Below are 26,756 nucleotides of genomic sequence, written 5' to 3'. Positions count from 1 at the left end.
TAGCCTGCCTCGCCTCTTTTCGCGGCAGGGTCGAACGCCTCCATTCCCAAGCCGGGCCGAGGAACCTGGCGTCGAGCATGCCGTTGGTTCGGCTGGAGCGCGGCTGTCCGGCTCCACTGAACGCGCCCGCGCATGCTGCGCAACCGCATCCGGGCGCTGGGGGCGTAAGCAGAGAGGATCTCCCAATGAAACGCGAACTGATCCTGCTGGCCGCCTCTGCGGCAATTGCCGCGGCGCCGGCCCTTGCCGCGGCTGCCGCGCCGGGCGGCGGTGGCGCCCCCGGCGGAATGCATGGCCCGCCAACGACGACCGCACCGACGAGCAGCCCCACGACGACGACCACGACGTCGTCGCCGACCGGCAATGGCGGAGGCTACAACCACCAGAACGCGCCGCAGCATATGACCGGCCAGCCGATGCAGTCGTGCGAAACCACCGGATCGCCTCCGGGCGGGTCGGGCAGCGCCCCGGGCTCGGCGTTCAACCAGAACGGCGGAACGGCGGGCTCCAACTATGCCGGCGAAAAGCCGGTGAACCAGCGCAACACCGCGTCGTCGTCGCAATATGACGTGGCCTGCGCCAACCAGCCGCACTGAACCCAGCCGCCGAGCGCAAGGCCCCTCCATTCGCACGCACGCGCGCGCTTGCGACTTTTGGGACTTTTCGCGCGTAATGGCGGTCGATGAAACGCCTGATCGCCGCGGCCGCGCTGTGCCTGTCGGTGTCGTGCGCCCGGCACCCGATGCCGTCGAACGACATTGTCTTCGTCTCCAACGAGGCCGGCGGCGTGACCCTGGTCGACGGCGCGACTGGGCGGATCGAGGGGCAGTTTGCGACCGGCCCGCGGCCGCGCGGCATGGCCTTTTCGCCCGACCGCCGCACTTTCTATGTCGCCGCCTCCAACGCCAACCGGATCGAGGCGTGGGACGTGCGCGCACACCGGCTCTTGCGCACCTACGCCTCGGGGACGGACCCGGAGCGCTTCGCGATCAGCCCCGACGGCGCCACCGCCTACATCGCCAATGAGGACCATAGCGCGATCTCCTTCCTCGACCTCAAGACCGGCAAGATCACCCGCGAGGTCAAGGTCGGGCCCGAGCCCGAGGGCATAAGCGTCAGCCCCGACGGCAAGCTGGTGGTGGCGACGTCGGAAGTCGCCAACCTCGCCCATTTTATCGACGCCGCGAGCGGCAGGATGCTAGCGGAACAGCCGGTCGGCAGCCGCCCGCGCTTCGTTCTGTTCCTCGATGGCGGGCCTACGATCTGGGTCTCCTCGGAGCAGCGCGGCACGATCAGCGTGTTCGACGCCGCCACCCGCCAGCTCCAGCGCACGATCGACCTCACCGAGACGTTCGACATCGACCAGCCGGTCCAGGCGGTCGAGATGCGCGCGACCGGCGACCAATCGCGCGTATTCGTCGCGATGGGCCGAGCCAACCGAGTCGCCGAGCTCGACGCGGTCACCGGCAAGGTGCTGCGCTGGTGGCCGACGGGCGAGCGTACCTGGGGCATCGGCCTGTCGCCCGACGAAAGCCGGCTCTACGCCGCCAGCGGCCTGTCGGGCTCGCTGACCATCATCGACTTGCAGGCCGGCAAGGTCATGCGGACGGTCAAGCTCGGCGGAAAGCCGTGGGGCGCGGTCGCGGCGCCGAAATGAGAGCCGCGGCGTTCCTGCTTTGCGCGCTGCTGCTTGGCTCGTGCGGCCCGCCGCGCACGCTGACCGCCTGCGCCGACCCCAACAACCTGCCCTTCTCCAATCGCGCCGGCCAGGGATTCGAGAACAAGCTCGCGGCGATGATCGCCGCCGACCTTCATGCCCGGCTCGGCTACGTGTGGTGGGCGCAGCGCCGCGGCTACGTCCGCAACACGCTCGGCGAGAGCAAATGCGATTTCTGGCCGGGCATCGCAAGCAACGTCGAAATGGTCGCGACGACGAGGCCCTATTACCGCTCGACCTACATGTTCGTCAGCCGCGCCAGCGCCAATCTCAACGGGCTGACGCTCGACGATCCGCGGCTCAAGATACTAAAAATCGGTGTGCAGATGGTCGGCAACGACGCCAGCAACACCCCGCCCGCCCATGCGCTTGCCGAGCGCGGGATCATCGCCAACGTCCGCGGCTTCATGCTCTACGGCGATTACCGCCGGCCCAACCCGCCCGCCGAGATCGTCCGGGCCGTCGAGCGCGGGGACGTCGACGTGGCGCTGGTCTGGGGTCCGCTCGCCGGCTTTTTCGCAGCCGAGTCGCCGGTGCCGCTGCGGCTCGAGCCGGTGACGCCCTGGTTCTCAGACCAGCAATGGCCGATGCAGTTCGACGTCTCGGTCGGCGTGCAGAAGGACAATCAAAAGCTGCTCAAGCAGATCGACCGGGTGCTGGCGCGGCGGAAGAGCGAGATCCGCAAACTGCTCGCCGCCTACCGCATCCCGCTGGTCGAGGGTTCGTAAGCGCAAATGCTCAGCGGCTCGGCCGCTTGCGTTTCGAAAAATCGACCTGCCCCGAGCGGGCGACCGACGACCAGCCGACGAGTGGCCCCCGGACTGCCTGGATAAGCGCCTTGATGACGACATAATACATCACCTGCCGGTAGCCGAACCGCTGCGGCAACAGCCACAGGGCGAGCCGCCAGTTCTCCGCCCGCTCGAGCGCGAAGGCGATCAGCCCGGCGGTAAGGTCGATGGCGGCAAATAGGAGCCAGAAGAATGCGATCCGCTGCAGGTCGCCGCTGACCGCGGTGTAGCCATGCTCGTGGATCGAGGTGACGGTGCTGATGACGCTGACGATGAGCGCGAGGTCGATGATCGGGGAAACCAGCGCGAACATGAGCTGGAACAGGATCGTCTGCGGAAGTCCGATGAAGGCCAGGCCGCGCGGCCGCCCGTCGGCGATGATCTTGCGGTGCTTCCACACGCACTGGATGGTGCCGTAGGCCCAGCGGAACCGCTGCCGGGCAAGCTGCCCGAAGCTTTGCGGCGCCTCGGTCCAGGCGATCGCGCTTTGGTCGTACATCACGCGCCAGCCGGCGCGCTGGACGGCGATGGTCAAATCCTGATCCTCGGCGAGGGTGTCGGGCGGGAACCCACCGGCGTCGATGAGCGCCTGCTTGCGCCAGGCCCCCACCGCCCCGGGCACGACGGTCATCGCGCCAAGGCGGGCGAGTGCTCGGCGCTCGAGGTTCTGGGCGGTCACATATTCGAGCGCCTGCCATTTCGTGACGATGTTGACGCGATTGCCGACCTTGGCGTTGCCGGCGACGGCGGCGAGCTTGTCGTCGCGGGCGAACCACCGCGCGAGGCGGACGATGGTGTCAGGCTCGAACTGGGTATCGGCGTCGAGCGCGACCACGATATCATTGCTCGCGAGCACCAGGCCGTGGTTGAGCGCCGGGGCCTTGCCACCGTTCTCAAGCTTGATCAGGCGCACTCGCGGTTCGTCAGCGAATGCGGTCTGGACGACGGTGGAGGTGCGGTCCTTCGACCCGTCGTCGATCACGATGACCTCAACACGGACCTTCTCGCTCGCCAGCACCTGCCTGACCGAGCGCTCGATCACGCGCTCCTCGTTAAAGGCCGGAATGAGAACGCTGACCGAGCTATCGGCGGCAAGCTCCGGACGGACTGTCCGCCGCTCCTTCGCTGCGGAAATGAGAGCCAGACCCGTCAGCACGAGCGCGCGGGCAATCCCCAATGTAATCGCCGCCGCGAACAGAAAGCCGAGCAGCCGGATCACAAGTCCGACGAGCTCGAACAGGCCGAAATCGATCCGCGCCGCGGCCGCGTCATCGCGCGACAGCGGCGGCATCGCCTGCTGCGGCGAAATGCCGGCAAGCTCCGACACCGGCACGAAACGGTAGCCGTGAGCGCGCAACGTATCGATGAGGATCGGCAACGCAGCGACGGTCTGGCTACGGTCGCCGCCCGAATCGTGCAGGAGGACGATGTTGCGGCTGCACTGATTTTCCACCGAATCGTTGCAATTGACAGGGGCGCTCACGATCCGTGCCAAGACATTGTTGACGATTGCGGGAACGCCCGGGCGCTGCCAATCCTCGCTATCGACGTGGAGGCCGACCGAAATATAACCCCGGTCCTGGGCCTCCCGCACTGGCTCGACTTCATCGGCCGTGGTCGGCTCGGCGTCCCCGAAGAATGGCGCGCGGAACAGCTTCAGCGTGCGACCGGTGAACGCCTGGAACAGGCGCTGCGTGGCATTGAGCTCGAACAGGGTCTGGGTCCGGCCCACCGTCGCCAGGTTCGGGTGGGTGTAGGTGTGACTGCCGATCTCATGACCCTCGCGGATCATCCGTTCGAGCAGCGGGCGCTCGGTGATCGCATTTTCGCCAATGATGAAAAACGTCGCGGGAACATGCCGCGCCTTGAGAATGTCCAGGATTCGCGGCGTCCACCGCGGGTCGGGGCCGTCGTCGAAGGTCAGCGCAACCAGGCCCGGATGGAAGCCGTCGCGGTTGATCGTGTAGGGCCGTGGAACGCGCACGAAGTCGACATTGGTAAGAAGCCCAGTGGCGCCAAGCGTCAGATTGCGCAGACCGGTGGTCGGAAGCGCCGTGATCCTGAGGATTTCCCCGCTGCCTTCGATGTCGACGTTGGTGCCATGGGCGATGTGCGTCAGCCCCTCCGCGTTGATATCCAACGGCACATTCCTGCCGAAGATCGACCATATAGTGGGATCCTCGGCTCCGATTCGCCATAGCGCGACTTCGCGGATCCCCGCGCGATGGAGGACGGTGATCTCATTGTAGGCGCTAGCCGCGTCAAGCAGCCAGACATTGTGCGGATGGCCGTCCTGGTCCTCGTAGCCGAAGGTGCTGTTGGCGGCGATCCGATCGAACGTCGGGCGTGCATCGCTGTCTCCGGCGTCGACCCACGCTTCCTCGACGTTCTCCGGGTCGCCAGTGCCGTCGTGCCAGTCATAGGCATAATTGCCGATCGTCACGATCACCTTGTCGCGCGGGATCTGCCGTATCGCGGCCGCGACGGATGTCGCCCACCATTGCTGCGATGCGATCGGTCCCGGCGGGCCGTCGTTCGAATGCTCGTCATACGCCATGACGAAAAGCTTGTCGGCGACCGCGGCGAAGCGGCGCACGTCCCAGCCCTGGTCGACGGGCGCAGCAACAGTGATCAGCCAGCCGTGGCGGGCAAAGCGCGGCCGTGCCTCGCGCAGAAGCTGCAGGTAATTGAGCTGACCGGCGCGATTGAGCTGCTCGAAATCGAACACCGCCCCGGAGGCATGATTGGCGAGGAGGAAACTTTCGAGCTGGTCGAGAAATCGCCGCCGCAGCGCAGGGTTGCCGAGCAGCCCCTCGATCCCCGCTTCGTCGACCTTGCCGTTGGCGAAATTTTGCACGACCGGCAGGATCAAGGGCCGATGGACGGCGGTGTCGATAACGGCACGGCCGTTGCGGTCGGGCAGGATGTTGAACTGATGGTTGGGTCCGGTGACCGTCAGCCATACCGGCGCCAGCCAGTCGAGATCACCGATGTGCCGCTGAAGCGAATAAGTCGCGCTTTCGTCGAATGACTCGTAGAAGCCGACCGCCAACGGGCGGGCCATCGCCGTCGCCACCGCGGTGGCCCTCCGCGCTCCAACCTGCCGCGCGCTTGGCGGCGCGACGCCAAGCAGCTGCCGAATTGCCGCATTGACGCGCCGCTGCGCGCGACCGAGCAGGGTCGGCTTGGGCACAGGGCGAGGCAGGCCATGTTCCAGCGCAACGGGCAGCGGGGGTTGCGCCGGAACGACGCGGATGGTCGCAAACAGCGCGACGGCGGTCAGAATGTTGAGCAGCAGGAACAAAGCGACCGCGAGCTTGAACCGCCGCCGCCGGCGTCCCGAAGGATCGTGAAAGATCTGCCGCCCTGCCATGCGCTCCGGCTAGTTGGTCATCGCACGCGGCGCCAATGATCTTTGGTTCATAGTGCCACTCGAGCCGCGATCGCTATCAGCGTCGGCAGCGCGACCACGGCCGCAGCGATGGCCGTCGGCCGGGCCGGTACCCGCAAGCGGTGCGATCGCAGTTCGACCGCAAGGACGAGCACCGCCAGAGCCGCGCCAGTGAACGTCCAGAAATAGTAGCGCACGCCGGTCGCGACCCCGACCACGAGATAGGCCGCGCCGTACAGGAACGCCGACGCTGCGAGCGCGCGCACCTCGTTCGGCGTTTCGGTGGCAAGTCCTGCGATCAGCGCCGCGAGGGCCACGCTGATCCAGAAGATCGGCCAGCCCAGCGGGGTCGCTGCGGCCGCATCGGCAAACTCGCCGACCAGCGAGACAATGGCATTGGGCCGGATGTGAAAACCCCACGGGTTCGGCACCGACTGCGACCAGGCGGTGAACGCCGGGCCTTCGGGCACGATGAACCAGGTCGAAAGGTTGAAATGCGTGAGCCGGTGCTGCGCGTAAGCGATCGGGTGCGAGGCGATGGCGTGCACCCACAACGCCCCTGCGTTGACGTCCTCGTCGTCGAGGAACGCTTGGAACCGGTCGAAGCCGAGGGGACATGGCTGTTTCGCCCAATCCGAATAGCTGTCCCACTCATAAGGGTCGTAGCAGCGATGGTTGACGCCGACCGGGTTTCGGACCCCGAGGTCCGGGAACTGGCTGACGCCGGCATGCTCGGTGATCCCGCCGAGGTCGAAGATGATCAGCGACAGGTCGACGCCGGTCTTCTCGGCGTGGAGCAGGGCCGCGACCGCCGGACCGCTCATCATCAGCGCCGCGGTCGCAGCGATCGCTGTCGCAGCAAGCCGCGGCCCGGTGCGGGTGAACGGCTTGGGAAGCGCGGCCAATAGCAGCGGCAGGCAAGCGAAGAAGGCGTTGAAGCGGAGTGCGGCCGCTGCGAAAATGACGAGGATCGACGCAGCGGTCATCGCGGCTTGCAAGGCCGTTCGCCGGACGAGCGTCCGGCACAGGAGCAGGCCGGTAGCGCAGAGCAGGAACCCCGCCATCAGCACGTCCTTGAGGACCGTGCCGGTGAGCGCGAACGATGCCGGCAACCAGCCCGCGCCTGCGATGGCGACCGCGAGCCGGGGGCTGCCGCGGCGCCAGGCCAACCAGGCGATGAGCGCGATCCCGATCCAGTAGAGCGCCAGTTGCAGCACGAGCATCGGCGCCGGGCCGGGCGCAATCACCGCCAGCCGGCTCCACATCCACGCCATCAGCGGCGGATGCCAGTCTTCAAAGGCGTGATCGACGACCTGCTGGTACTGCCAGCGCGTATCGTCGATCATCACGCCCGGCCAGTAGGCGGCGGCGATGATGCAACTGCCCGCGACCACAATCAGCGCGATGGCGAACAGGTACGCACGGCTTGTGACCAGTGGGAACATCCGATCAAGGCGGGTCGGAGGAGCCGAGGTGCCCGCGAGCCTCGTGCCGGTCGCCCCGGCAGCACGCGTCTTAGCAGGCGGGTTGCGGCTGATAGATGCCAATTTCATGAACTTGAATTCATGCGCGCCGGCCGCTCGCTTTGCGACCGAGCCTGTTCTCAGCCTGTCCCCCGGACAGGCCTCCGACCAGGCTGGTGGAGCTGAGGGGAATCGAACCCCTGACCTCTGCAGTGCGATTGCAGCGCTCTCCCATCTGAGCTACAGCCCCGCGCCTCCAGCCGGCCGGCGCGCCCGATGGGATCGGGCGCCGGGGAGCGGCTCCACTAGCGGCGATTCCGGACCCTTGCAATCGCCTGTCCCGCCGCAGTGTCGGCCCGCCGAAAAACAGCCATTTCCCTCTCGTTGAACCCGGAACGGTCGCCAGCACCCATTCGTTGATTTCGCGAGTGTTCGGCCGGTGCTTTGCCGGCCTTTTCATGCTGGGAGAAAATCATGGCCTATGACCGTTACGACACGCGCGACATGCCGCGCGACGAGCGTTCCCGATGGTCCGAGGACCGCAATTCAGACCGAGGCCGCCGGCCGGGCGGCGAATGGCGCGGCGAGCGCTCCGCCGGCGGCCGTGACGACCGCGGCTTCTTCGAGCGCGCCGGAGACGAGGTCGCCTCGTGGTTCGGCGACGACGAGGCCGAGCGCCGGCGGCGCGAAGACCGCATGCGCGACGAGCGCGAGGGCGGCTATGGTCCCCGTCTCGACACGTCCAGCCGTGACCGTGGCTTCGACCGCGACCGCAACTGGAACGACAATCGCGGTCCCTTCGCCGGCGGCGGATCGAGCGACAGCGACTACAACCGCGGCTGGCGCCGGGAGCCATTCGGCGCCGGCGACCGCGACCAGGATCGTTTCCGCGATCGGGGCCGCGACTATCGGCCGATGACCGGCGATTACAGCCGCGCCCGGTCTGACAGCGAATGGGACCTAGATCCTTATCGCAGCACCAGCCGCGCCGGGACCAGCGACTGGTCCGACCGTTCGCGTCATGAGGACCCGAACTACCGTTCGTGGCGCGACCGGCACTTGAGCGAGCTCGACCGCGACTATGATGATTATCGCCGCGAGCATCAGTCGAAGTTCGAAAGCGACTTCGGCAGCTGGCGCGAACGCCGGCAGCAGAAGCGCAGCCTGCTCGGACAGATCCGCGAGCATATGGAAGTCGTCGGCAATGACGACGAGCATGTCGGGACCGTCGACAGGATCGCCGGCGATCGGATCATTCTCACCAAGTCCGATCCGGAGAGCGGCGGAGCCCACCATTCGCTGAGCTGCTCCGAGCTCGACCGCATCGAGGGCGACAAGGTGATCCTCGACTGCTCAGCCGAGGAGGCCCGCAAACGCTGGCGCGACGAAAGGCGCAGCCGCGCCTTGTTCGAGCGCGACGACCAGGGCGAAGTGGGTCCGCGCACGCTCGATCGCAGCTTCGAGGGCACCTACCGCTGAGGCGGTAGAAAGCTGAGCCCCGATCAGCGGGGCTGACACGAGACCCGGCGGTTTCCCCTTCCGCCGGGTCTTTCGCATGCCCCGCGCAAAGCATATGCGGTCGTTTGGCAGGAGAAACGACGATGGCCCGCGCCTGGCACCTCAAGAGCCGCCCGAGCGGCATGCCGACCGACGAAAATTTCGAGCTGAAGGACATCGACCTTCCGCAGCTCGGCGACGGCATGGTTCGCGTCCGCAACCGCTGGCTGTCGGTCGATCCCTACATGCGCGGCCGGATGAACGACGTGAAAAGCTATGTCCCGCCGTTCCAGATCGGCGAGCCGCTCGAGGGCGGCGCGGTGGGCGAGGTGGTTGAGAGCAAGGCTGACGGGCTCGCACCGGGCGACCTCGTGCTGCACATGAGCGGCTGGCGCGACGAGGCGGTGGTCCCGGCGCGCGGGGTCAACAAGCTGCCGGACCTCGGCGTCGAGCCGCAGAAGTTCCTCGGCGTGCTCGGCGTCACGGGCGCGACCGCTTTCTTCGGGCTGCTCGACGTGGCGAGCGCGAAGCCGGGCGACATCGTGTTCGTGTCGGCCGCAGCGGGCGCGGTCGGGTCGGTCGTCGTCCAGCTCGCGAAAGCCAAGGGCATGACCGCCGTCGGATCGGCCGGCGGCGCGGACAAGTGCGATTTCGTCCGCTCGCTCGGCGCCGACCAGGTAGTCGACTATCGCGCGGGACCGGTGCTCAAGAGCCTGGCCGCGGCGGCGCCCGACGGCATCGACGTCTATTTCGACAATGTCGGCGGCGACCATCTCGACGCCGCGTTCGCGCTCGCGCGGAACAATGCGCGGTTCGCGATGTGCGGAATGATCGCCGGCTACAACGACCCCAACCCGGCGAGCTTCCGCTTCATCATGCGGATCGTCGCGGCGCGCATCCGGCTCAAGGGCTTCATCGTTTTCGACTTCCAGTCGCGGATGGACGAATTCTATCGCGAGATGGGGCAACTTGTCGCGAGCGGCGCGGTCAAGGCGCAGGAGACTGTGGTCGAAGGGCTCGAAAACACGCCCGACGCTTTCCTCGGCCTGTTCCAGGGCGCGAACACCGGCAAGATGCTGGTTAAGCTCTAGAGCGTCTTGCAGGCGTCCGGATTGCCCGACTGATAGCCGGTCCGAAGCGCGTTCATGCGTTGCGCCGAAGTGCCGTGGGTGAAGCTGTCCGGCACCACCGTGCCCTGCGTCTGGCGCTGCAGCGTATCGTCACCGATCGCTTCGGCGGCGCGCATCCCCTCCTCGAAGTCGCCAGGTTCCATCACCGGCTGGCCTTCAGGGGTCTTCGCATTGGCGGCCCAAACGCCGGCGTAGCAATCGGCCTGCAGCTCGATCTTGACCTGGATCGCATTGCCCTCGGTTTTGCTTGCCCGAGCCTGCAATTTCTCGGCCTGCCCCAGCGTTCCCATCAGGTCCTGGACATGGTGGCCGACCTCGTGGGCGACGACATAGGCCTGGGCGAAGTCTCCCGGCGCCTGGAACCGGCGCGTAAGCTCATTGAAGAACTCCGTGTCGAGGTAGATGTTGGTGTCGGTCGGGCAATAGAACGGTCCCATCGCCGATTGCGCGGCGCCGCAGCCCGACTGGTCGGATTCCGAATAAAAATGGAGGTTGGTCGGCGTGTAGCGGATGCCCTTGGCCTGGAGCAGCCTGGTCCAGGTATCTTCGGTGCTCGCCAGCACCTGAAGGGTGAAGTGCTTGGTCGCGGGGTCGAGATTGCTTTGCCCCGCAGTTGCGCTGCGTTGTGCGGCCGGAGAAAGGTTCCCCCCACCACCGCCGCCGCCGAGACCGCCAAGCGAGCTCAGCAGGAAATATCCGACCAGCAGGACGACCACCCCGCCGATGCCGAAGCGGCTGAAGACGAGTGGCAGCAGGCAGCCCAGGCCGCCACCTCCGCCGCCGAACCCCAGGCCGCCGCGGCCGGTATCGTCGGTGAAGTTCGTGCTCTCGCGCTCGTCGCCGAACCGCATATGGCTCCCTCCTGTTGCACGGGCCTAATGCGCGCGAGCGCAGACGGTTGCAATTGACGCGCGAGCCGTCATTGCGAGGAGCCGGAGGCGACGCGGCAATCCGCACCGAATCGCAATGACGGAGTGAAGAATGATCCTTCAAGGCAAGGTCGCGCTGGTGACCGGCTCAACCTCCGGTATCGGCCTCGCCATCGCCAAGGCGCTCGCCGCCGAGGGAGCGAAGCTGATGATCAACGGCTTTGGCGACCCCGCGGAAATCGCACGCGAATGCGAGGAACTCGGCGCGCTTCACGACGGCGCGGACATGTCGAAGCCGGCCGAGATCGAGCTGATGATGAAACGCTGCGCCGACGAGCTCGGCGGGCCTGACATCCTGGTCAACAATGCAGGGATCCAGCACGTGTCTCCGGTCGAGGATTTCCCACCGGAGAAATGGGACGCGATCATCGCCATCAACTTGAGCTCGGCGTTCCACACGACACGGCTCGCGGTGCCCGGCATGAAGCAGAAGCAGTGGGGCCGGGTGATCAACACCGCGAGCGCGCACAGCCTCGTGGCCTCGCCCAACAAGAGCGCATATGTCGCCGCCAAGCACGGCATCGCGGGCCTCACGAAAACGATCGCGCTCGAAACGGCGCGTGACGACATCACCGTCAATTGCATTTCGCCGGGGTACGTCTGGACACCGCTGGTCGAAAACCAGATCCCCGACACGATGAAGGCGCGCGACATGACCCGCGAGCAGGTGATGAACGACGTGCTGCTCGCCGCCCAGCCGACCAAGCGCTTCGTGACACCCGAGGAAGTGGCCGCCCTCGCCGTCTTCCTGTGCCGCGAGGAAGCCAGGTCGATCACCGGCGCCAACCTCAGCATGGACGGGGGCTGGACCGCCGCTTGAGCCCGTCATTGCGAGCAACTGGAGGCTGCGCGGCAATCCAGTTGCACCTCTGGATTGCTTCGCTACGCTCGCAATGACGATGAGAATTCTTCCCCTCCTTTTGCTGTTCGGCTTGAGCGCGTGCCACGTGATCGAGCAGCCGGCGGGACTGATCCCACGTTGGACGACGGCCTATCGCGAGGTGATCAGTGACAGCGACCGGCTGCGGTTGCGCGACTGGCGAAAGTCGTTTGAAGTCGGCCTCGCGGCCGCCCGCAAGTCCGGACATGCGGCCGACATCGCTCGCGAAGGCGCATTGCTCAATCCCGACGCGGCTCTTGCTGGCCCCGCGATCCCCGACGGGATCTACCGCTGCCGGGTAATCAAGCTCGGCGCCAAGGATCCGGGCAACCTCGACTATATTGCTTACCCCCCATTCACCTGTCGCATCCGCTCCGAGCGCGGGCTGCAGCGCCTTGGGAAGCTCGGCGGCGCGCAACGCTATGTCGGCCTGATTTTCCCGGGCGACGCCGTCCGCAACGTCTTCCTCGGCACGCTCGCCTTCGCCGACGAGAGCCGAGTCCTCCAATATGGCCAGGACGAGCAGCGCAACGTCGCCGGCTATGTCGAGCGGATTGGCCCCGGCCGCTGGCGGCTGGTGATGCCTGAGCCCCATTTCGAATCCCGGCTCGATGTGATGGAGCTGGTTCCCCTAGGAGCATCGACTTGAAGACCATGCTATGGCTCGCCGCCGCTGCCATGACCGCCTCGACCCCAGCAACCGCGGCCACGCTGCAGGACTCGATCCGCGCCGACATGCCGATGCTGCTGGCGCTCTACCGCGACATCCATGCCAATCCCGAGCTGTCGATGCAGGAAGTGCGCACCCCCGCCAAGGTCGCGCCCGAGATGCGCAAGCTCGGCTTCGACGTCACCGAGCATGTCGGCAAGACCGGCGTCGTCGCGGTCATGAAGAACGGGCCCGGCCCGGTACTTCTGCTTCGTGCCGACATGGATGCGCTGCCAGTCCGCGAACAGACCGGCCTGCCCTTCGCCTCGAAGGTCATGGGCAAGCTCCCTGACGGCACCGACACGCCGGTGATGCATGCCTGCGGCCACGACACCCACGTCGCGACGTGGCTCGGCACCGCACGTCGGCTGGCGGCGATGAAGGGTCAATGGTCGGGCACGCTGGTGATGATCCTGCAACCGGGCGAAGAGCGCGTCATTGGCGCTCAGGCGATGCTCGACGACGGACTGTTCACGCGCTTTCCCAAGCCCCACGTGATGATCGCCTTTCACGACAGCGCTTCGCTCCCGGCCGGCGTCATCGGGGTTACGAACGGGTTCGCGTTGGCGAACGTCGATACGGTCAACATCGACGTGAAGGGCGTCGGCGGACACGGTGCCTATCCGCAAAACACCAAGGACCCGATCGTGCTCGCCTCGCGGATTGTGATGGCGCTGCAGACGCTTGTCAGCCGCGAGAATGATCCCCAGCAGCCTGCCGTCGTCACCGTCGGCAGCTTCCATGCCGGCACCAAGAGCAACATCATCGGCGACGACGCCAAGCTCGCGCTGACCGTCCGCAGCTATACGCCCGAAACGCGCAAATTATTGCTCGACGGCATCCGCCGCATTGTCCGCGGCGAGGCGATCGCCGCAGGCATGCCCGACGACAAGATGCCGACCGTCGAGATCGAGCAGCCTTCCGCTGACGCGACCTTCAACACGCCACAGCTTTCGGGCCATCTCCTGCAACTGTTCGGAAGCCACTTTGGCGCCGCCCGCGTCGTCGAGACCAAGCCGATCATGGCGAGCGAGGATTTCAGCCGTTTCTGGCTCGCCGACAAGTCGAAGCAGAGCGTGATCTTCTGGGTCGGCGGCGTTCCGAAGCCCAAATGGGATGCGGTCAACGGCGATACGCTGAAGCTCCCGGCGCTCCACAGCCCGCTGTGGGCACCCGATGCCGACGCTGTCATCTCGACCGCCACCGAGGCGATGACAATCGCCGCGCTCGACGTCCTCAAGAAGGGCTAGGCGCTCGCCTGGTCGAGCATCCCGATCTGCTCCGGGGTGAGCTGCAAGTGCATTGAGGCAATAAGCTCCGCGAGCTGTGCAAGGCTGGTCGCGCTTGCAAGCGTTGCCGCGATCCCCGGCTGCGCATTGGTCCACGCAAGCGCGATGGCGGCAAGCGGCGCGCCGGTCTCAGCGTGGATACGGTCAAGCGCGGTGAGTACCCGCATCCCCTTGCCTTCGAGATATCCCGCGACGCGATCTCCGCGCGTGCTTTTGCCAAGGTCTTCCTTCGTCCGGTACTTGCCGGTGAGAAAGCCGTTGGCGAGCCCATAGAACGGTAGGATGGCAAGACTATGGGCGAGCGCGATGTCGCGCAGCGGTCCCTCGAGCTTGTCCCGTTCGACGAGATTGTACCAGGTCTGCAGGGCGCTGGGGCGGACCAAGCCATTGTCCTCGGCGGCCCGCATCGCCTCATCGAGCCGGTCCGCCGAATATTGTGACAGGCCGAGCGCCCGAACCTTCCCTGCCTTCACCAACGCATCCATCGCGCCGAGGCTGTCGGCCAACGGGACGGCCGGATCATCCTTGTGGTGATAGTAAAGATCGATCGTCTCGATCCCGAGCCGCGCAAGCGACGCCTCGCAGCTGCTTGCGATCGTCTGTGGCGCAAGCCCCGCCATGAACCCGACCTTGGTTGCGATCACCACCTTGTCGCGCTTCGCCGGGTTCCGCTTCAGCCAACGGCCGATCACCGCCTCGCTTTCGCCGCCCCGATGACCTGGAACCCAGGCCGAATAGACGTCGGCTGTGTCGATCATGTTTCCGCCGGCGTCGACGAACGCGTCGAGTATTGCGAAGCTCGTTTCCTCTTCGGCCGTCCAGTCGAACACATTGCCGCCGAGCGCCAGTGGCGCGACGAGGATCCCGCTGTTTCCGATCGGGCGCTTCTCCATGCCGACTCTCCTACCGTCATGCTGAACTTGGTCAGCATCCATTTCTGGGACGCGCGCCGCCCTTCAACGGGATGGATCCTGAAACAAGTTCAGGATCACGGGTTCCATGTCGTTCACCACTTGTTTGTAAAGTTTAGCGACACCCGTTCCCATGTCGGCTGATTTGACAACGGGTGTCCGATGGACGCGCTGATCACCTTCTGGAGCCATGCGCTCGCCGCGGCCTGTTTCGCGGCGCTGATGATCTGGCGCCTGGGCGAGGCGGCGCGGCAGCCGGCGCAGCGCCTGCTTGCCGGCGCCTTCGCGCTCACGGCCTGCTGGGCGTGGCTCGGCGCAATGGGGTCAGGCGAACCGATCTTCGGGTTCGCAGAAACCGCCCGCAACCTCCTGTGGATCAGTCTCCTCTACAGCCTTTCGGCTGCCGGAGAGGAACGCGAGCACGGGCTGAAGCTGGTCTACGGTGCCGTCGCCGCTGTGATCGGACTCCAGCTGATCGGGGACACGCTGCAGCTGTTCAGCCCGAGCGGCACGATCGCTCAGACCGGACTGGTGCTGCGCGTGACGACGGCCGCGGGCGCGCTGATACTGGTCCACAATGTCTATGGCCAGGCGGCCCCCGCGAGCCGATCGCACATCCGCTTCGCGATGCTCGGGCTGGCGCTGATCTGGATCTACGACCTCAACCTCTACACGAGCATCTACCTTGAGGCCGCCGGCGCCCCCGGCTTGCTCGAATGGCGCGGGATCGTCGTCGCGCTCGCAGCGCCATTGTTCGCGCTCGCGACGCGCAAGCAGGGCGCGTGGCGCGTCCGCCCGTCGCGCGCGGCGACGTTCCAATCGCTCTCGCTGCTGGCGATCTGTGCCTATTTCGCGCTGATGGCGATCCTCACCACCGCGCTTCGCGGAACCGGCGTCGACTGGTCCTCGACGCTGATGATCGGCGCGCTCGCGGTGATGACCGTAGGCGCGATGGTCCTGATCCCGAGCGCCCGCGCTCGTGGCTGGGTCAAGCTCAAGCTCGCCAAGCACCTATTCGAGCACCGATATGACTATCGCACCGAATGGCTGCGTTTCACCCAAACACTCGGCCTCGCCGGACCTGAAGCGCCGCCGCTTAGCGAGCGGATCGTGCGGGCATTCGCGGATATCGTCGATGCGCCCGGCGCAATGCTCCTGGTGAGCGACGGCGGGCGCAGCCTCTCGGTTGCCACTGCCAGTGAGTGGCCCGGTAGCGGTCCCGGACCTGACGCATTCGCGGACTCGATCGATTTCTGGACGGCGCTCGAGGCGAGCGGCCGCGTGGTCGAGTTCGCCGGGCTGCGCGGCGGCTGGGCGGGCGCGGAGGACAAGACGCTCGGCGTACCGCAATGGCTGCTGGACGAGCCGAAGTCATGGGCGGCCATTCCATTGCTTCACCATCAGCGCCTGGTCGGCGTCGTGGTCCTGTCGGCGCCCGACTATCGCCGCCAACTCGACTGGGAGGACTTCGACTTGCTGCGCACCGCCGGCAACCAGGCGGCGAGCTCGCTTGCCGAAGCGCTCAGCCAGGAGGCGCTCGGGGAGGCGCAACGCTTCGAGGAGTTCAACCGCCGCTTCGCCTTCATCCTCCACGACATCAAGAACCTGGTCAGCCAGTTGTCGCTGGTGGCGCGCAACGCCGAGCGCCACGCCGACAACCCCGAGTTCCGCGCCGACATGGTGGCAACGCTGCAGTCGTCGGTCGGAAAGATGAAGGAGCTCCTCACGCGGCTTGCGCCGCATGCTACTGGCCGGGTGCAGCGGATCGAGCCGCAACCGCTGCGGCCCATCCTGACCAATGCCATCGCCGGGAAGCGCCGCGACCGCGAAGTGACATTGCTCGGCGATGCGAGCATCTCGGCGCTGGTCGACTCCAATGCCCTCGAGCAGGCGGTCGGCCACTTGCTTCAGAACGCGCTGGACGCGAGCAGCGGGGAGCCCGTCGCGGTGCGCGTCGGCTGCGACGGCATCAGCGTCTCCATCGCCATCACCGACAAGGGCGTCGGCATGGACGGGGACTTCATCCGCAACCGCCTGTTCCAGCCCTTCGCTTCGACCAAGCCCGGCGGCTTCGGCATCGGCGCATTCGAAGCGCGTTCGCTGATCACCGCGATGGACGGCCGGATCAGCGTCGACAGCCGCCCCGGACGGGGCACGACGTTCACCATCCTCCTGCCGGCGGCCCTGGCGGCCGCCCAACAGCAACGGAAAATCGCATGACCGACCAAGCCAAAGTGCTGCTGATCGTCGAGGATGACGAAGGCCTCCAACGCCAACTGAAATGGGCCTACGACGGATACCAGGTAATCTGCGCCGGCGACCGCGCGCAAGCCATCCAGGCTATCCGCGCGCACGAGCCCGCCGTGGTCACGCTCGACCTCGGGCTCCCGCCCGACCCCGATGGGACGGGCGAGGGTTTCGCGACGCTCGCCGAGATCCTCCGACTCAAGCCGGACGCCAAAGTCATCGTCGCCAGCGGCCACGGCGCGCGGGAGAGCGCGACCAAAGCGATCGCGATGGGCGCTTATGACTTCTACAAGAAGCCCGTCGACATCGACGAGCTCGGCTTGATCGTCGCCCGCGCCTTCCATCTGCACGACATCGAGGAAGAGAATCGCCGGTTGGAAAACGGCGCGGCAGCATCCGTGCTCGGCGCAATCATCACCGCGGCACCGGAGATGCAGAAGGTCGCCAAGACGATTGAGCGCGTCGCATCGGCCGACGTGTCGGTGATGCTTCTAGGCGCCAGCGGCACCGGTAAGGAGCTGCTCGCACGCGCGGTCCACGAGAAGAGCGGCCGCAAGGGCGAATTCATCGCGATCAACTGCGCCGCGATCCCGGAGAACCTGCTCGAGGCCGAGCTGTTCGGCTATGAGCGCGGCGCTTTCACCGGCGCGGTCAAGTCCAACGTCGGCAAGATCGAGCTGGCTGAGGGCGGCACCCTATTCCTCGACGAGGTCGGCGACATCCCGCTGCCGCTGCAGGTCAAGCTGCTGCGCTTCCTCCAGGAGCGGGTGATCGAGCGGATCGGCGGCCGCCAGCCGATCGCGGTCGACACGCGAATCGTCTGCGCGACCCATCAGGACCTGGACGCGATGATTGCTGCGGGGAGCTTCCGCGAGGACCTCTACTACCGCCTGGCCGAGATCGTCGTGAAGATTCCCTCATTGGCCGAGCGGTCGGGGGACTCGGTCCTGCTCGCCCGCCATTTCGTCACCCGCTTCGGACGGGACCTCAATCCCGGCGTCCAGTCGCTCAGCCCCGACGCGATCGAAGCGATCCACGCTCACCCCTGGCCTGGCAACGTCCGCGAGCTCGAGAACCGCATCAAGCGGGCGGTGATCATGGCCGACGGCAAGAGCGTCACCGCCGGCGACCTCGACCTCCAGGCCGGCGTTGTTCCGAGCGAGGACGCGCTGCCGATCAACCTTCGCGCGGCCCGTGAGGTCGCTGACCGCAAGGCGATCCGCCAGGCGATGAGCCGCACCGACAACAACATCTCGAGCGCCGCCAAGCTGCTCGGGATCAGCCGCCCAACGCTTTACGACCTGTTGAAGCAGTACCGGCTGTCGGCCTGAGCGCCGACCAACGCGCCGCCTCATTCGACAAACGGTGTTGCAGGCGGAAACCGCCGCGCTAATTTGCGCGCATCTTCCGCAAATCACGGGGCAAATCGATGGACCGCAGATCCTTTCTCGCCACCGGCGCTACCGCCGCGCTGCTGCCGCTCGCCGACGCTCGGGCGCTTGCCGCCGTCACTTCCAAGGCCGGCAGCGGCGACGCGCGGCTCAACGCGCTGTTCGACCAGGTCTTCAAGGAGCGACTGCAGAATTCGCCGACGCTCGCCTCGTCGCTCGGCCTCGACAAAGGCCCCAATGCCTCGCTCAAGTCGAAGCTCGATACCGACCCGGCGCCGGTCGCTCGCGCGAAAAGTCTCGCCCGAAGCCGCCGCGCCATTGCCCAGCTGCGCGCTATCAGCCCGGCGACGCTGTCGGACGCGGCGCGGCTCAACCGCGAGGTCGTCCTCTATTCGCTTGAGACGGGCGTTGTCGCGCCGTCGCGCTGGAACGTGGATTCAGCCCAGCGGCCTTATCCGATCACCCAGCAGGGCGGGGCTTATTTCTCGACGCCGGATTTCCTCAACACCAGCCACACGATCGACACCGCAGCGGACGCCGAGGCCTATCTGTCCCGGCTGAGCCAGTTCGCGGCCGTGCTCGACAACGACACGGCTGAGCAGCGCTTCCAGGCGGCTCGCGGCTTTCTCGCGCCCGGCTGGTCGATCGACCTCGCGCTCGGCCAGATGCGCAAGCTGCGCGGGGTCGCGGCCGACAAGAGCTCGATGGTCGATTCGATCGCCAGGCGCACGGCCGCCAAGGGCATCGCCGGCGACTGGCGGCGCCGCGCCGCCGACATCGTCGCCAAATCGGTCTATCCCGCGCTCGATCGGCAGATCGCCGCGATGGAGCAGCTGAAACCCACCAGCCGGCCCGGCGACGGCGCCTGGCGCCTGCCCAATGGCGAGGCGATCTACGCCGAGGCGCTCCGCCAGGCGACGACCACCAATTTCTCTCCGGCCGAGGTCCACCAGCTGGGCCTCACCCAGGTCGCCGAGATCAGCGCCGAGCTCGACAAGATCCTGCGCGGCGAGGGTTATACCAACGGCAGCGTCGGAGAGCGTCTGAACGCGGTCGGCAAGACCCAGGAATATGCCGACAGCGACGCCGGGCGCGCCCAGCTGCTCGCCTATCTCAACGAACGGGTGAAGGACATGTACGGGCGGCTGCCGCAGGACTTCGCGACGCTGCCCAACCAGCCGCTCGAGATCCGCCGGGTTCCGCCGGAAATCCAGGACGGCGCGTCGAACGGCTATTATCGCGGAGCCGCGCTAGATGGGTCGCGACCGGCGATCTATTTCATCAACCTCAAGGACCTTGGCGACTGGCCCAAATATACGCTCCCCACTCTGTGCTACCACGAGGGCGTCCCCGGCCATCACCTGCAGATCAGCATCGCACAGGAATCGAAGGACATTCCGACATTGCGCAAGACCGGCGGCTTCTCGGCTTATTCCGAGGGCTGGGCGCTATATGCCGAGCAGCTCGCCGATGAGCTTGGCGTCTATGCCGGCGACCCGCTCGGCCGCGCCGGCTTCCTCCAGTCGTTCCTGTTCCGCGCAGCGCGCCTGGTCGTCGACACCGGCATCCACTCGAAGCGCTGGAGCCGGGAGCAGGCGACCGACTATATGGTGCGCACGACCGGCTATGCCCACGCGCGCTCGCAGCGCGAAGTCGAGCGCTACTGCACGATGATGGGCCAGGCCTGCAGCTACAAGGTCGGGCACACCGCTTGGGTTCGGGCGCGCGACGAAGCCAAGGCAAGGCTCGGACAGAAGTTCGACATCAAGCAATTCCATGAGGTGCTGCGCGAAGGTGCGATGCCGCTGTCGATCCTCGAACGGCGCATCAGGCAACGGACGGCGGCGGCCTAGGCGCCGAGCTGCTCGGCCATTTCCGCGACTTCGAGCCAGCGCAGCTCGGCCGCTTCGATCTCCGTGCGGTTGCGGGCAATGCGCTCGGTCAGCTCGGTAAAGCGCTCCGGGTCGCGCGCATAGAGATCCGCGTCGTGCAGCGCGGCTTCATCCGCCGCAACCTGCGCTTCCAATCGCTCGATTTCGCCGGGCAACCGGTCGTAGTCGCGCTGATCCTTGTACGAGAGCTTGTTCGCCGGCGAAGGCCGGAGTCCAGGAGCGCGGTCACGCGCTGCTTTCGCAGCGCCCTGAGCCCCGGCCTTTGCCGGGGAGCGATGCGCCTCATATCTTTGCCGGACCCAATCCTCATAGCCCCCGGCAACAATGTCGACCTTGCCCGAGCCGTCCAGCCCCGAGGTGATCGTCACAGTGCGGTCGAGGAAGTCGCGGTCGTGGCTGACGATCAGCACCGTGCCCTCATAATCGGCGATCACTTCCTGAAGCAGGTCGAGAGTCTCTAGGTCGAGATCGTTGGTCGGCTCGTCGAGCACCAGCAGGTTCGCTTCGCGCGCGAACTCGCGGGCGAGCAGCAGGCGCGACCGCTCTCCGCCCGACAGCGAGCCGATCGGCGCCTCGGTCAGCGACGGGTCGAACAAGAAGTCCTTCAAATAGCCCTTGATGTGCTTCTTGGCGCCGCGGACGTTGATCCAGTCGCCGCCGTCCGCGAGCATGTCCTTCACGCGCTTGGCCGGGTCCATCAGCTTGCGCTGCTGGTCGATGACGATCCCCGACAGCGTCCGTGCCTGCGTGACCTTACCGCTGTCGGGTTTGATCTCACCGGTGAGCAGCTTGAGCAATGTCGTCTTGCCCGCGCCATTTGGCCCGACGATGCCGATCCGGTCGCCGCGCTGGATGCGCAGCGAGAAATCGCGGATGATCGGCCGCTCGCCATAGCCCTTGCTCACGTCGTCGGCCTCGATCACCGTCTTCGAGCGAACGTCGTCCTTGGTCAGGGCGAGCTTGGCGGTGCCGGCGGCCCCGAGCATCGCCGCGCGCTGCGCCCGCATCTCGTGCAGCTTGGCCAGCCGGCCCTGGTTGCGGCGCCGTCGCGCGGTCACCCCGCGCTGCAGCCAGTGCAGCTCGAGCTTGAGCTTGGCGTCGAGCTTCTCCGCCGCCCGCGCTTCTTCGTCGAAAACGCGCTCGGTCCAGGCATCGAACCCGCCGAAACCGATCTCGGCGCGCCTGAGCTGACCGCGGTCGAGCCAAATGCAGCTCCGCGTCAGCCGCGTGAGGAAGGTGCGGTCGTGGCTGATCACGATGAATGCGCCGGTAAAGCGCTTCAGCCACTCCTCGAGCCATTCGATCGCGCCGAGATCGAGGTGGTTGGTCGGCTCGTCGAGCAGCAGGACGTCGGGATTCTGCGCCACCGCACGCGCGATGGCCGCCCGCCGCCGCTCGCCGCCGCTGGCAGTCTCCGTGGGGCGCGAAAGGTCGATTCCGAGCTGGTCGGCGATGGCCGCCGCTTCATGGGCTTGCGGCGCATCGGCGCCGTGCAACACCCACGCCTCGAGCGTATCGAACCCGTCCATGCTCGGGTCCTGCTCAAGCAGGACGACGTTGGTCCCCGGCACGATTGTCCGCTTTCCCTTATCCGGGTCGATCATATCGGCGAGACACTTGAGCAGGGTCGTCTTGCCCGCCCCGTTGCGGCCGATGAGCGCCAGCCGGTCGCGTTCGCCGATGTAGAGATCGAGGCCGCGGAACAGCCAACCTTCGCCCTGGATGAGCCCCAGGCCTTCGTAGGAGAGGATCGGCGCCGCCATCGCCGCCCCCTAACGAATCGCTCTCCGCGAGCGATAGTGTCCTTTGTGCAACTGCCTGTGACCTGAACGGCTGTGTTCAGCGCTATTCATAGGCTATTCAATGCGTATCGTTAGAAAAGCGGCTTGGAGAGTCGCGTAAATGACCGTGTTTCGGACCCTTGTTCTCGCCGCCGCCGGGCTTTGGACCGGCCTTGGCAGCGCTGCGGCGCTGGCCGACCCGCCGCGCGATGCGGACCGGGCCTGGCAGGCGACGCGCGAAGGCCGCTCGATGCCCTTGCCCCAGCTGGAGCGGCGAGTCATGCCGATGATGGGCGGGGCCGACTATCTCGGCCCTGAAATGAACGGCGACACGTATCGCTTCAAGTTCATGCAGAACGGGCGCGTCATCTGGGTCGACGTCGACGGCCAGGGCCGGGTCATCCGCCGCTCGCGCGACCGCTGATCCCAGCTTTCAATTGACATTTGGACGACACGTCCCAGTTGTTCCGGACAAGCAACTTCTCGCCGCACGACGGGTTGACGGCGCGAAGATGAACAGCTCCGGGGAGCATTGAATGCGCGTTCTGATCGTCGAAGACGAACCCAATCTGGGGCGGCAACTGCGCTCGACGCTCGAAGGCGCGGGTTACGCGGTCGACCTCGCCACCGACGGCGAGGACGGCCATTATCTCGGCTCGACCGAAAGCTATGATGCCGTGATCCTCGACCTCGGCCTGCCTGAAGTGGACGGCCTCACTGTGCTCGACCGCTGGCGCAGGGAAGGGCGAAAGATGCCGGTCCTCGTGCTCACCGCCCGCGACAGCTGGTCGGACAAGGTCGCCGGCCTCGACGCGGGCGCGGACGATTATCTCGCCAAGCCGTTCCAGACCGAGGAGCTGATCGCCCGGCTGCGCGCCCTCATCCGTCGCTCGTCGGGCAATGCATCGAGCGAGCTCAACGCCGGCGACATCCGCCTCGACACACGGTCGGGCAAGGTCACCAAGGCCGGCGAACCGGTCAAGCTCACCGCGCAGGAGTACAAGCTCCTGTCCTACCTCATGCACCATAAGGGCAAGGTGGTCAGCCGGACCGAGCTCATCGAGCACATCTACGATCAGGATTTCGACCGCGATTCGAACACGATCGAAGTGTTCGTGACGCGCATCCGCAAGAAGCTCGGCGCCGACGTGATCACGACCATCCGTGGTCTCGGCTACAGCCTTGAGGAACCGGTGAGTTGAACGAGCAAGCCGCCCCGGTGACGGCGGCGGCCGAGGTTTCCCCCGCCCGCAGGAAGACCCCGCGGCGGCGCATCGGCTCGTTGAGCCGGCGCATGATCGGCGTCGCTGCCTTGTGGATCGCGGCGCTGCTTCTGATCGGCGGCTTCGCGCTCGACCGTGTGCTCACGCGCTCGATCGTGGCCAGCTTCGATAATCAGCTGGCGTTCGTCCTCAACTCGATGATCACATCGTCGGAGATCGGCCCCGACGGCGAGGTGCGCTTCAACCGGCCGCCGGCCGACCAGCGCTTCGTCGAGCCGTATTCCGGGCTCTATTTCCAGATCAGCGGCGCCGGCGCCGAGACCTTCCCCTCGCGCTCGCTATGGGACCGGCGCCTGCGCGTCGTCGACACTCATACCGACGTGAAGCCGCACCTTTATGACAGCGATGAATTCTCCGCGCGTGGTCATGCCGAGCCGCTGCGCATCGCGGAACGCGATGCCATCCTGCCGGGCTCCTCGGTGCGTTGGCGCTTCCAGGTGGCGCAGTCGCGCGAGACGATCGACGATCAGATCCATTACCTGCGATCGACTTTGTTCTGGAGTTTCCTTGCGCTCGGAGTGGGCCTGCTGATCCTCGCCGCGCTGCAGACCTTCTACGGCCTATGGCCCTTGCGGCGCGTGCGCGACGACGTCGCCGCAATTCGCTCGGGCGACAAGATCCGGATCGGCCATGATTTCCCGGCCGAGATCCGGCCGCTGACCGAGGAGATCAACCAGCTGCTCGCCCACAGCGAAGCGCAGGCCGAAGAGGCGAGGCGGCATGCCGGCAACCTCGCCCATGCCTTGAAGACGCCGCTCACGGTGATCACCAATGCCGCGACGGCACATTCCCCGGACCTCGTCGATACCGTCTGCCGCGAGGCTATGGTGATGCGGCGCCAGGTCGATCACCACCTTGCCCGGGCGCGCGCCATCGGCCGCCGCGCCGCAGCCCAGTCGCGAGCGCGCGTGTGGGACAGCCTCGAAGCGGTCGAGCGCGCCGTCGACAGGCTTTACGAAGGCGTCACCGTCGACATTGCCGGCGACCATCAAGTCCAGGTCCGGGTCGAACGCCAGGACCTCGATGAGATGCTCGGCAACCTGGTCGAGAATGCCGCCAAATATGGCGGCGGCCGCGTGTTCGTGACCGTTGAATCCAAGGGTGCCACCGTCGACATTCTGGTCGAGGATGACGGGCCCGGAATTCCCGAGAAGAGTCGCGGCGAGCTGTTCACTCGCGGCGCGCGGCTCGACACCACCGGCAAGCCGGGCACGGGCCTTGGGCTCGCCATCGTCCGCGACGTCGCCGAAATCTATGGCGGCTCGATCCACCTCGAGGTGAGCGAGGACCTTGGTGGGCTGCTCGCGCGGCTGACCCTGCCCGCCGGCTAGGTCCGCCGCCGCTTCGTCGAAAGACCATTGTCCACGCGGCGTAGGGCATTAGGTATCAACGGACGATTCTGGGCTGGGGGATTTTTCTATGCGTTTCCGGTACTTATTGCTCGCCGGTGCCCTGATGGGCGCGGTCCCGGCACTGGCCGCGGCGCCTCGATACGGAACTTGGGGCCTCGAGCTCCAGGACATGGATCGCTCGGTCAAGCCGGGCGACGATTTCTTCCAATATGCGGAAGGGACCTGGCTCAGGAACCATCCGATCCCTCCCGACAAGACGGCGGCGGGTTATAATTACGACCTGCCGGACGAGATCGAGCTGCAGGTCCGGAAGATGGTCGAAGATGCCGCCGCGCACCCGACGTCGGCGACCGCGCACAAGATCGGCGATGCTTATGCCGCCTGGATGGACGAGAGCGGCATCGACGGTCGCGGCCTCGCCCCGCTCAAGCCCTACCTCGACCGGATCGACGCGGTCTCGACCCGCCCGCAGCTGGTCCAGTTGATGGCGCAGCCGTCTTATGCCTCGCCGATCTCCATCGGCATTGCGACCGACCAGGACAACCCGAAGCGCTACGAGGTGCGGATCGGCCAAGCGCCTCTCGGACTGCCCACGCGCGATTATTACCTGCTCAAAGGCGACAAGTACGAATCGATCCGCACCGCTTACCGCCAATATGTCGTCGAGGTGGGCAAGCTCGCGGGTCTATCCGATCCGGAAGGCCGGGCCGATCGGATCGTCTCCCTCGAAACGCGACTGTCGCAGGACCAGTGGACCCCTGAACGCCGCCGTGACCCCGTGGCCACTCATAATGTGATGATGCTCGCACAGCTTCAGAAGCGGGTACCTCAGGTCAATTGGCGGGAGGCGCTTCGCGCAGGCGGCCTCGGAGCGGCCAGGAAGGTCGATGTGGCCGAGACGAGCGCCGTCGCGGCGGCCGGAATGCGGCTCGCGGACGTGCCGCTCTCGACATGGAAGGAGTATCTCGCCTTCCGCTTCATCAGCGACCATTCCAATGTGCTGCCGCGCGCTTTCGATGACGCGCACTTCAATTTCTACGGCAAGACGCTGAGCAGCGTTCCCGAGCAGCGCGCCCGCTGGAAGCGGGGCATGCAAATGGTCGACTCAAGCCTCGGTGAGGCGGTCGGCCAGCTCTACGTCGCCGAGCATTGGCCGGCGGAGACTGCGCGGCAGGCGCAGGAGCTCGTCGACGACATGCGCGCCGCCTATGCCGAGAAAATCTCCAACGCATCGTGGATGGACCAGGCGACCCGCAACGCCGCACTCGCGAAGCTCGCCGCCTTCGACCCTCGCATCGGGCATCCGGTCAAGTGGATCGACTATTCGAACCTCGAGGTCAGCCGCGCCGACGCACTCGCCAACGAAGTCGCGAGCGAGAACTTCCAGTGGCAGTTCGAGCTCGAGCATTTTCCCAAGCCGGTCGACCGGACCTTGTGGAGCATGACCCCACAGACGGTGAACGCTGAATACGATCCCACGCTGAATCAGGTCACGGTGCCCGCCGCGATCCTCCAGCCGCCGTTCTTCGACGCCAATGCCGATCCGGCGGTCAATTACGCCGAGACCGGAGCGACGACGCTGGGTCATGAGATGGGCCACGGCTACGACGACGAAGGACGCCAGTTCGATCCCACCGGCAAACTTCGCGACTGGTGGACGCCGGCGACGGCTGTCAAGTACAAGGTCAAGGCCGATCGGCTGGCCGCCCAGTTCGACCAATATGAGCCGCTGCCCGGCGTGCACATCAAAGGCAAACTGACGCTGGGCGAGAATCTCGCCGATCTCGGCGGGCTGGAGACGGCCTACGCCGCCTATCGGCGCTATGTCTCGCGCCATGGCGAACCGCCCGTGATCGATGGCTTCACCGGCGACCAACGGTTCTTCATTGCCTACGCCCAGGCATGGCAGGGCAAGCGGCGCGAAGGATCGCTGCGCCAACAATTGCTGAGCAATCCGCACAGCCCCGAACAATATCGGGTCGACGGAATCGTCCGCAATTTCGACGCCTGGTACAAAGCGTTCAACGTGCAGCCGGGCGACAAGCTCTATTTGCCGGCCGATCAGCGTGTCCATGTCTGGTAGTCGGCTTTGAAAAAACGGCG

General features: G+C 66.3%; 20 protein-coding genes and 1 tRNA gene. 15 read left to right on the top strand and 6 right to left on the bottom strand.

What is annotated here, in order from left to right:
• Positions 1-185 precede the first annotated feature (185 nt).
• The 3 genes from ACJ8FR_RS02295 (at position 186) to ACJ8FR_RS02285 (ending at position 2,445) form a co-directional block, all read left to right on the top strand.
• Positions 186-596: a hypothetical protein gene (locus ACJ8FR_RS02295; protein ID WP_407826986.1), complete on the top strand. Its 411-nt coding sequence runs from the start codon at positions 186-188 to the stop codon at positions 594-596.
• An 86-nt stretch (positions 597-682) separates the two neighbouring features.
• Positions 683-1,657, top strand: coding sequence for a PQQ-dependent catabolism-associated beta-propeller protein (locus ACJ8FR_RS02290; protein WP_407826985.1), 975 nt, complete (start codon positions 683-685; stop codon positions 1,655-1,657).
• On the top strand, positions 1,654-2,445 hold the full coding sequence (locus ACJ8FR_RS02285; RefSeq protein WP_407826984.1) for a quinoprotein dehydrogenase-associated putative ABC transporter substrate-binding protein: 792 nt from the start codon (positions 1,654-1,656) through the stop codon (positions 2,443-2,445). The genes ACJ8FR_RS02290 and ACJ8FR_RS02285 overlap by 4 nt, the downstream gene beginning before the upstream one ends.
• Positions 2,446-2,455: 10 nt before the next feature.
• Here the strand turns inward: ACJ8FR_RS02285 and ACJ8FR_RS02280 are convergent, their stop codons facing one another.
• From ACJ8FR_RS02280 to ACJ8FR_RS02270, 3 genes are all read right to left on the bottom strand, one after another.
• Positions 2,456-5,881: a glycosyltransferase gene (locus ACJ8FR_RS02280; RefSeq protein WP_407826983.1), complete on the bottom strand. Its 3,426-nt coding sequence runs from the start codon at positions 5,879-5,881 to the stop codon at positions 2,456-2,458.
• Positions 5,882-5,928: 47 nt separating this feature from the next.
• Positions 5,929-7,452, bottom strand: a complete 1,524-nt coding sequence (locus ACJ8FR_RS02275; protein ID WP_407826982.1) for a hypothetical protein — start codon at positions 7,450-7,452, stop codon at positions 5,929-5,931.
• An 84-nt stretch (positions 7,453-7,536) separates the two neighbouring features.
• A tRNA-Ala gene (locus ACJ8FR_RS02270) sits at positions 7,537-7,612 on the bottom strand.
• A gap of 224 nt (positions 7,613-7,836) precedes the next feature.
• Here ACJ8FR_RS02270 and ACJ8FR_RS02265 point away from each other — a divergent pair.
• Entirely contained in the window at positions 7,837-8,841 is a 1,005-nt protein-coding gene (locus ACJ8FR_RS02265; protein WP_407826981.1) for a DUF2171 domain-containing protein, read from the top strand.
• A gap of 122 nt (positions 8,842-8,963) precedes the next feature.
• The gene (locus ACJ8FR_RS02260) at positions 8,964-9,950 is read left to right on the top strand and encodes an NADP-dependent oxidoreductase (RefSeq protein WP_407826980.1); all 987 of its coding nucleotides are present in this window, start codon (positions 8,964-8,966) and stop codon (positions 9,948-9,950) included.
• On the opposite strand, the gene ACJ8FR_RS02255 is transcribed toward ACJ8FR_RS02260, so the two are convergent.
• Positions 9,947-10,840, bottom strand: coding sequence for a neutral zinc metallopeptidase (locus tag ACJ8FR_RS02255; protein ID WP_407826979.1), 894 nt, complete (start codon positions 10,838-10,840; stop codon positions 9,947-9,949). The genes ACJ8FR_RS02260 and ACJ8FR_RS02255 overlap by 4 nt on opposite strands.
• A 130-nt stretch (positions 10,841-10,970) precedes the next feature.
• Between ACJ8FR_RS02255 and ACJ8FR_RS02250 the strand changes: the two genes are divergently transcribed.
• From ACJ8FR_RS02250 to ACJ8FR_RS02240, 3 genes are all read left to right on the top strand, one after another.
• Complete coding sequence (locus ACJ8FR_RS02250; RefSeq protein WP_407826978.1) at positions 10,971-11,738, top strand: 3-hydroxybutyrate dehydrogenase; 768 nt, start codon at positions 10,971-10,973, stop codon at positions 11,736-11,738.
• Between the two features lie 79 nt (positions 11,739-11,817).
• Complete coding sequence (locus ACJ8FR_RS02245) at positions 11,818-12,447, top strand: DUF4893 domain-containing protein (RefSeq protein WP_407826977.1); 630 nt, start codon at positions 11,818-11,820, stop codon at positions 12,445-12,447.
• A gap of 5 nt (positions 12,448-12,452) precedes the next feature.
• On the top strand, positions 12,453-13,757 hold the full coding sequence (locus ACJ8FR_RS02240) for an amidohydrolase (RefSeq protein WP_407827068.1): 1,305 nt from the start codon (positions 12,453-12,455) through the stop codon (positions 13,755-13,757).
• Here ACJ8FR_RS02240 and ACJ8FR_RS02235 read toward each other — a convergent pair.
• The gene (locus ACJ8FR_RS02235; RefSeq protein WP_407826976.1) at positions 13,754-14,689 is read right to left on the bottom strand and encodes an aldo/keto reductase; all 936 of its coding nucleotides are present in this window, start codon (positions 14,687-14,689) and stop codon (positions 13,754-13,756) included. The genes ACJ8FR_RS02240 and ACJ8FR_RS02235 overlap by 4 nt on opposite strands.
• A 180-nt stretch (positions 14,690-14,869) precedes the next feature.
• Between ACJ8FR_RS02235 and prsK the strand changes: the two genes are divergently transcribed.
• The 3 genes from prsK (at position 14,870) to ACJ8FR_RS02220 (ending at position 20,198) form a co-directional block, all read left to right on the top strand.
• Positions 14,870-16,927 carry an XrtA/PEP-CTERM system histidine kinase PrsK gene (gene prsK, locus ACJ8FR_RS02230; protein ID WP_407826975.1) on the top strand — a complete coding sequence of 686 codons (2,058 nt, stop codon included), beginning with the start codon at positions 14,870-14,872 and terminating at the stop codon, positions 16,925-16,927.
• Positions 16,924-18,285: a PEP-CTERM-box response regulator transcription factor gene (prsR, locus tag ACJ8FR_RS02225; RefSeq protein ID WP_407826974.1), complete on the top strand. Its 1,362-nt coding sequence runs from the start codon at positions 16,924-16,926 to the stop codon at positions 18,283-18,285. Before prsK ends, prsR begins: the two co-directional genes overlap by 4 nt.
• A 98-nt stretch (positions 18,286-18,383) precedes the next feature.
• Positions 18,384-20,198: a DUF885 domain-containing protein gene (locus ACJ8FR_RS02220; protein WP_407826973.1), complete on the top strand. Its 1,815-nt coding sequence runs from the start codon at positions 18,384-18,386 to the stop codon at positions 20,196-20,198.
• Here ACJ8FR_RS02220 and ACJ8FR_RS02215 read toward each other — a convergent pair.
• The gene (locus ACJ8FR_RS02215; protein ID WP_407826972.1) at positions 20,195-22,000 is read right to left on the bottom strand and encodes an ABC-F family ATP-binding cassette domain-containing protein; all 1,806 of its coding nucleotides are present in this window, start codon (positions 21,998-22,000) and stop codon (positions 20,195-20,197) included. The genes ACJ8FR_RS02220 and ACJ8FR_RS02215 overlap by 4 nt on opposite strands.
• A 139-nt stretch (positions 22,001-22,139) precedes the next feature.
• On the opposite strand from ACJ8FR_RS02215, the gene ACJ8FR_RS02210 reads away from it, so the two are divergent.
• From ACJ8FR_RS02210 to ACJ8FR_RS02195, 4 genes are all read left to right on the top strand, one after another.
• Positions 22,140-22,442 carry a hypothetical protein gene (locus ACJ8FR_RS02210; RefSeq protein ID WP_407826971.1) on the top strand — a complete coding sequence of 101 codons (303 nt, stop codon included), beginning with the start codon at positions 22,140-22,142 and terminating at the stop codon, positions 22,440-22,442.
• A gap of 112 nt (positions 22,443-22,554) precedes the next feature.
• Positions 22,555-23,220, top strand: a complete 666-nt coding sequence (locus ACJ8FR_RS02205) for a response regulator transcription factor (protein ID WP_407826970.1) — start codon at positions 22,555-22,557, stop codon at positions 23,218-23,220.
• Between the two features lie 92 nt (positions 23,221-23,312).
• Positions 23,313-24,632: a sensor histidine kinase gene (locus ACJ8FR_RS02200; RefSeq protein WP_407827067.1), complete on the top strand. Its 1,320-nt coding sequence runs from the start codon at positions 23,313-23,315 to the stop codon at positions 24,630-24,632.
• Between the two features lie 88 nt (positions 24,633-24,720).
• Positions 24,721-26,736 carry a M13 family metallopeptidase gene (locus tag ACJ8FR_RS02195; protein WP_407826969.1) on the top strand — a complete coding sequence of 672 codons (2,016 nt, stop codon included), beginning with the start codon at positions 24,721-24,723 and terminating at the stop codon, positions 26,734-26,736.
• The last annotated feature ends 20 nt before the right edge of the window (positions 26,737-26,756 follow it).

The organism is Sphingomonas sp. (genome assembly GCF_045810705.1).
GTDB lineage: Bacteria > Pseudomonadota > Alphaproteobacteria > Sphingomonadales > Sphingomonadaceae > Sphingomicrobium.
This window is presented reverse-complemented; position numbering and strand designations above follow the sequence as displayed.

Coding starts and splice junctions, on each gene's coding strand:
- ACJ8FR_RS02260 (WP_407826980.1), top strand. CDS start 8,964: ATGGCCCGCGCCTGGCACCTCAAGAGCCGCCCGAGCGGCATGCCGACC.
- ACJ8FR_RS02210 (WP_407826971.1), top strand. CDS start 22,140: ATGACCGTGTTTCGGACCCTTGTTCTCGCCGCCGCCGGGCTTTGGACC.
- ACJ8FR_RS02265 (WP_407826981.1), top strand. CDS start 7,837: ATGGCCTATGACCGTTACGACACGCGCGACATGCCGCGCGACGAGCGT.
- ACJ8FR_RS02250 (WP_407826978.1), top strand. CDS start 10,971: ATGATCCTTCAAGGCAAGGTCGCGCTGGTGACCGGCTCAACCTCCGGT.
- ACJ8FR_RS02200 (WP_407827067.1), top strand. CDS start 23,313: ATGATCGGCGTCGCTGCCTTGTGGATCGCGGCGCTGCTTCTGATCGGC.
- ACJ8FR_RS02280 (WP_407826983.1), bottom strand. CDS start 5,881: ATGGCAGGGCGGCAGATCTTTCACGATCCTTCGGGACGCCGGCGGCGG.
- ACJ8FR_RS02215 (WP_407826972.1), bottom strand. CDS start 22,000: ATGGCGGCGCCGATCCTCTCCTACGAAGGCCTGGGGCTCATCCAGGGC.
- ACJ8FR_RS02285 (WP_407826984.1), top strand. CDS start 1,654: ATGAGAGCCGCGGCGTTCCTGCTTTGCGCGCTGCTGCTTGGCTCGTGC.
- prsK (WP_407826975.1), top strand. CDS start 14,870: ATGGACGCGCTGATCACCTTCTGGAGCCATGCGCTCGCCGCGGCCTGT.
- prsR (WP_407826974.1), top strand. CDS start 16,924: ATGACCGACCAAGCCAAAGTGCTGCTGATCGTCGAGGATGACGAAGGC.
- ACJ8FR_RS02245 (WP_407826977.1), top strand. CDS start 11,818: ATGAGAATTCTTCCCCTCCTTTTGCTGTTCGGCTTGAGCGCGTGCCAC.
- ACJ8FR_RS02195 (WP_407826969.1), top strand. CDS start 24,721: ATGCGTTTCCGGTACTTATTGCTCGCCGGTGCCCTGATGGGCGCGGTC.
- ACJ8FR_RS02275 (WP_407826982.1), bottom strand. CDS start 7,452: ATGAAATTGGCATCTATCAGCCGCAACCCGCCTGCTAAGACGCGTGCT.
- ACJ8FR_RS02235 (WP_407826976.1), bottom strand. CDS start 14,689: ATGGAGAAGCGCCCGATCGGAAACAGCGGGATCCTCGTCGCGCCACTG.
- ACJ8FR_RS02255 (WP_407826979.1), bottom strand. CDS start 10,840: ATGCGGTTCGGCGACGAGCGCGAGAGCACGAACTTCACCGACGATACC.
- ACJ8FR_RS02205 (WP_407826970.1), top strand. CDS start 22,555: ATGCGCGTTCTGATCGTCGAAGACGAACCCAATCTGGGGCGGCAACTG.
- ACJ8FR_RS02220 (WP_407826973.1), top strand. CDS start 18,384: ATGGACCGCAGATCCTTTCTCGCCACCGGCGCTACCGCCGCGCTGCTG.
- ACJ8FR_RS02295 (WP_407826986.1), top strand. CDS start 186: ATGAAACGCGAACTGATCCTGCTGGCCGCCTCTGCGGCAATTGCCGCG.
- ACJ8FR_RS02240 (WP_407827068.1), top strand. CDS start 12,453: ATGCTATGGCTCGCCGCCGCTGCCATGACCGCCTCGACCCCAGCAACC.
- ACJ8FR_RS02290 (WP_407826985.1), top strand. CDS start 683: ATGAAACGCCTGATCGCCGCGGCCGCGCTGTGCCTGTCGGTGTCGTGC.